The 5323-nt window shown below is 24.9% G+C and carries 3 protein-coding genes; all 3 read left to right on the plus strand.

The window, feature by feature from the left end:
- Window positions 1-191 (plus strand): hypothetical protein (locus KJQ99_RS08600; RefSeq protein ID WP_214150549.1); only part of this gene is annotated, 191 nt, incomplete at its 5' end.
- Window positions 192-200: 9 nt separating this feature from the next.
- A complete protein-coding gene (locus tag KJQ99_RS08605) occupies window positions 201-4547 on the plus strand; it encodes an SPM autocatalytic domain-containing protein (protein WP_214150550.1) in 4347 nt (1448 codons plus the stop codon).
- A 130-nt stretch (window positions 4548-4677) separates the two neighbouring features.
- Window positions 4678-5013, plus strand: coding sequence for a hypothetical protein (locus KJQ99_RS08610; RefSeq protein WP_214150551.1), 336 nt, complete (start codon window positions 4678-4680; stop codon window positions 5011-5013).
- Window positions 5014-5323 lie beyond the last annotated feature (310 nt).

Raw genomic sequence — 5323 nt, forward strand, 5'->3', positions numbered from 1 at the left:
TTAATGAATTTAACAATAATCTAGTATTTTTTGAAAAAAGATTTTTTGATAAAAATTCATTTCAATTTATAGATGGAGATGAAATGCAAGTAATGTTATATAACTCATATACTAAGGAAAAAGAAGAAAGAGAATATTATATAGATGGGTGTGGTTATGTAATCCCAACATATAAAATAAAATACAATTAAGGAGAGAAAATGGCTGAAATAAAATTGGATTTATATGATGATTTAAGTGCATGTATAGTTGCAAAAACTGCTAATTTAAATGGTGTAAAAAAATTTTTTAATTATGAGTTGGACTATTTTAAAGTAGATAGTAGGCAGTTTTTTGAAAAATATGGTAACAAAATTAGCCCAGTTGATTTTAAAATGGTTCATGTGTTTTTTTCGGGTAAAACAAGTACAGGTAAAGAACTTAATAAAGATTTGCTTAAAGATGTTGAATTTGATGGGAAAAATTATTATTTAAATCAAAAGCAATTTGCAGAATTATTTTATGGTGATAATAAAAAGCTTTTTACAATAGTTAAAGACATACAAGATGCAACGACATCAATGCAATTATCATCTAAAGGAGTTAATAGTATTGATTTTGCCAAAGATGTTTTTATCTTTAACACGATGGGTATAAAAAATGATGGGGAAGCAATTTACGTCCTTGATGAAAATTTAAAACCTAAAGAAATTAAAAATTTTAATATAAGTATAGCAAATGATAATTTTGATTATAAAGGTGGTGAAGGTACCAAGGCTATCAATTTTATTTTAAACTTATTGTATCCATATACCGTAGAGACAGAACTAAAATTTGATAATTACAAAAAAACCTATAATATTAATTTTAATGAATATGAAACTATTAAAGATCAAAAATATGAAAAACATGCAAAAATAAAATACTATATGTTTGGTTTGATAAAAATAAAAATATTAGATGATTGTGATTTTGTATATACAACGCCTTTTTTAAAAACAAAGTCTGATTTATCTAATATAGTTGAAAAGTTAGACATGCAAAATATTAAATCTATAAGCATATCTGATTCAAGTATAATTCAAATTATTGAAAATAAAGATTTTATCACAATAAGCACTGATAATAATTCTAATTTATCTGATGAAGATTTATTTGATTTAGCACTATTTAGTGGAGTAAATAAGGCTAGTATCAATAATGTTAAATATGATATAAAACAATTAGATAATGATACTTTAAAAGATATTATAGATTATATACCTAGTAAATCGTTTGTGCTAACTAATATTAAGATATTAGTAGGAGAAGAGATTTTATTAGGAGATAATAAAAAATATGTAGTAAAACAAGGCGATACAATCATAGATATTGCAAAAGCAAACAAAATGAGTGTTAAATCTTTAATCAAACTAAATCCAAATTTAATAGAACAAGGAAGAGTTAAATTTTTAGAAGATAAAGTATTGGTTGAAGCAAACGGAGATTTAGCAAAAATATTTGATTATAAAGATTTTGTATCAAGAACCTTTAAAGATACATTTAAAGGAGATTATAGTGATGATTTTAAAAATAGTTTATATAAAAATAAAACTTTAAACATTTTCTATAATCCAATGGCTAAAGTTATAAAATACGACCCGCTAGTCCTAGACCTAAACAACAACGGCGCAATAGATACAATTACTCTTAATAATTCTAAGGCATTTTTTGACCACAACAATGACAATATAGCTTATAAATCATCTTGGATTAGTAAAGATGATGGATTATTAGTATTAGATAAAAACAATAATAATCTAATAGATAATGGCAATGAATTATTCGGAAACTTTACTGAAATTCCAAGTAGTGATTTTAAAGCTTTAGATACTAACAATAATCAAACCTTAAATCCTACTCAAACCACATTTGCTCTAAACGGCTTTGAAGCCTTAAAGCTTTTAGATAGTAATAAAGACGGAGTAATTGATATAAATGATAAAGAGTTTAACAATCTTAAAATTTGGCAAGACTTAAACGAAGATGGCATAACGCAAATAAACGAACTAAAGTCTTTAAAAGATTTAAACATAACTAGCATAAATCTAAACTATAAAGATACAAATCAAAAGCTTGATAATGATAACACCATCACTCAAACAGCTACCTTTATCAAGGATGATAAAGAAAGCTTATTAGCTGATATTAATTTTAGCGTTAGTAGTATAGAAAGAGTATTTAAAGACAAGATAAAATATTCAGAAGAAGAATTAAATCTAGCAAATCTTAAAGGCTATGGAGTATTAAGAGATTTAAGGGATGCTGCTTGTTTAGATACTAAATTAAAAGCATTGCTTAAAGATTATTCATCTACAAACAGCAAAGAAGAGCAATTAAATAAGCTTGATAGTCTAATTTATGCTTGGGCTAATACTAATAAAGCTTTAAACAAAGACTTTAACCTATCTAAAACTAAAGAATTTGATAGCAATAATCCTAGCAATACTGATAGCATAAGGGATTTATGGCTTACGCCATCACAAGCTAGAGAATATGCTAATTTTACTATTAGCGAAAGTTTAAAAAATGAGTTTAATGAGCTTAAGCAAAAAATATCAATTATTAATTCATTTTTAGGCGTTAATAATCAAGATTTTTATATAGCTAGTTTAAATGAGTTTAACGAGCTTAGAAATAGCTTTAATAATACTTATGATAGTTTAAGAACTTATGTTTATAAGGGATTGTTATTTCAAACAAGATTAAAAGAATACTATAATGAAATAAACATTACTAGCTACGAAAACAATGGCTCGTATGAGCTTAAATTAGATTTTTCTAAAAGTATAGAAAAATTTAAGGCTATTAATGAAACAAATCCTAAAAAAGCTTTCGTTGATTTAGCTGAGTTTATAACAAGCTTTAAAGATATAAATTCTTTAAATGATTGTGTAATATTACTAGGTGATTTTATAAAAACAATGAATAATTATACTTTAAGTGATTATTTAAAACTTTTAGATGAAGATACTATAAATGCACTATCAACTCAAACAGGAACAAGTGGTAATGATACATTAGTAGGGACAAATTTATTAAATGGTAAAGATACTTTATATGGACTTGATGGCGATGATACCTTAATCGGTGGAATTGGTGATGATACTTTAGTAGGTGGTAATGGCAATGATACTTATGTTTTTGATAAAGATTTCGGGCACGATACTATCATAAACTACAAATCAAATCTAAATGATATAGATTGTATTAAATTTAACGATGCAAGCATAAATGCCAATAATTTAAAATATGTAAGAAATTATGATGATTTAATGCTGATTAAAGATGATAATAATAGCATTAGAGTTAAAGACTTTTTTGCATATGAAGATTTAAGAAATACTATTGATGAAATCAAATTCGCTAATAATACAAGCATAAATAAGGATGAGATAATTAATAGAATTTATACACCTACAAATGGTGATGATAACTTTACAATGTTTTTTACAAATAAAGATTATGTAATAACTATGCTAGATGGCAACGATACCATAATCACACATAATGGAGATGATATTATTGATGGTGGGGATGGAGATGACATCATAAGAAGTGGAGCAGGAGCAGACATTATAAATGGTGGTAATGGTAATGATGATATTTATGCAGGAGATGGTGATGATATCATTATAGGCGGAGCAGGAGATGATATCTTGCAAGGCGGTATGGGGAATGATAAGTATATTTATAAAGGAGTTTGGGGGAAAGATACAATAATTAATCTTAGAAACGATAATGCTTATGATGAAATAATCCTAGATGTTAGCTCATCATTTGTAAAAATTACTAGAAATAATGATGATTTAATAATAAACAAGCTAAAAAGTGCTGGTTGGTTTAGAAAAGTGGTTGATGAAAGTTCATCTATAAAAGTTGTAGATTTTTTCAAAAAAGATTATGATATATCTGCTTTAGTATTACAAGATAAGACTTTAAGTGCTAATGATTTAAGACAAATGGTATTAACTCCTACTTGGGGCAATGATACTTTAATTGGAAGTGAATATAGCGATAAAATATATGGCTTATTTGGTAATGATACTTTAATTGGTGGTAAAGGAGATGATTATTTAGACGGCGGTGCTGGAAATGATACATATATCTTTAATAGAAATGATGGAAATGATTATATAAAAGATGCCTTAGGATATGATACTATTAAATTTAATGATATTAGCTTTAGTGAAGTTGTGCTTAAAAAAGATGTAGATAATCTAATCATCAAATATAACAATAATAAAGATAGTGTTACTATATTAGGTAATTTTGGGATAGGATTTAATAAGATTGAAAAATTTGTTTTTAGTGATAAAACTTTATGCTATGATGAGTTTATAAATACAGCCGCAAAAGAATTACCAAGCTATGAGGATTTGGTAAATAAAGTGATTAAACCTGATTTATCATCTTATTTAAAAAACACAGAAAGACTAATACAAGATACGAATGCTTACTCGCCTAATTCATCTGGATTTATTACATATACAGATGATAAAAACAATAATATTCAAGTATATTTATAAACTAAATCCAAATTCTTTAAGAATTTGGATTAGGAATTTGAAATTAAATTAATAATTATTTTTAAATTTTATGGATTTTTTACTAAAACTTTATATTATAAAAAATTAATTAGCAAGTTAAGGCATTTAAATGTTTTTTTATAAAAAATGTGAAGTTTGTAAAAATAAAATTCCTTTACCTAAAACACATGTTTTTGATGAAGATTTAGGATATATAATGAAATGCAATTATTGTGAAGCTATTTACAAACACCAAACAAGAGATATTTTAGGAATTTTGATTTTTATTTGCAATGTTTTTGCTCTTATTTTTAGTGCTATTTTGATATATGTGTTTTATTGTGTTATAGCTAACGAACTTATATGTTTTTTTATCTTAATATTTTTGTATGGTTATTTTATGCATGTATTTCACATATTAATTATTGATAAATATGTTTTAACTAAAAATACTAAAGAAATTTAATATAGACAATATCGCATCACTTCCTATAAAAAATAGCATATTAAGTCTTGCTATGGCTTTTATATCTACTATTTTATTTTATTGTTATATAAAATATAAAAGCAAAAAATAATAACTTTTAATTCCAACTATTTTTACAATAAAACATTTTTAAATTTATTAAAATCCTAATTTAAATTCCAAAATATTTTATACCATCAATTAACCTTATTGTTTAAAAGAATTTAAATAAACTTATTTGCTATACTAAACCATAAAAGTTGTTTTATATTTGGAGCGATAAATGTATTCTAAGCTGATAGAGTTTATA

This window comes from Campylobacter sp. 2018MI13, from assembly GCF_018501135.1.
Lineage (GTDB): Bacteria > Campylobacterota > Campylobacteria > Campylobacterales > Campylobacteraceae > Campylobacter_E.

Excerpts from the sequence above, each read along its gene's own strand:
- KJQ99_RS08610 (WP_214150551.1), top strand. The coding sequence starts at position 4,678 with ATGTTTTTTTATAAAAAATGTGAAGTTTGTAAAAATAAAATTCCTTTA.
- KJQ99_RS08605 (WP_214150550.1), top strand. The coding sequence starts at position 201 with ATGGCTGAAATAAAATTGGATTTATATGATGATTTAAGTGCATGTATA.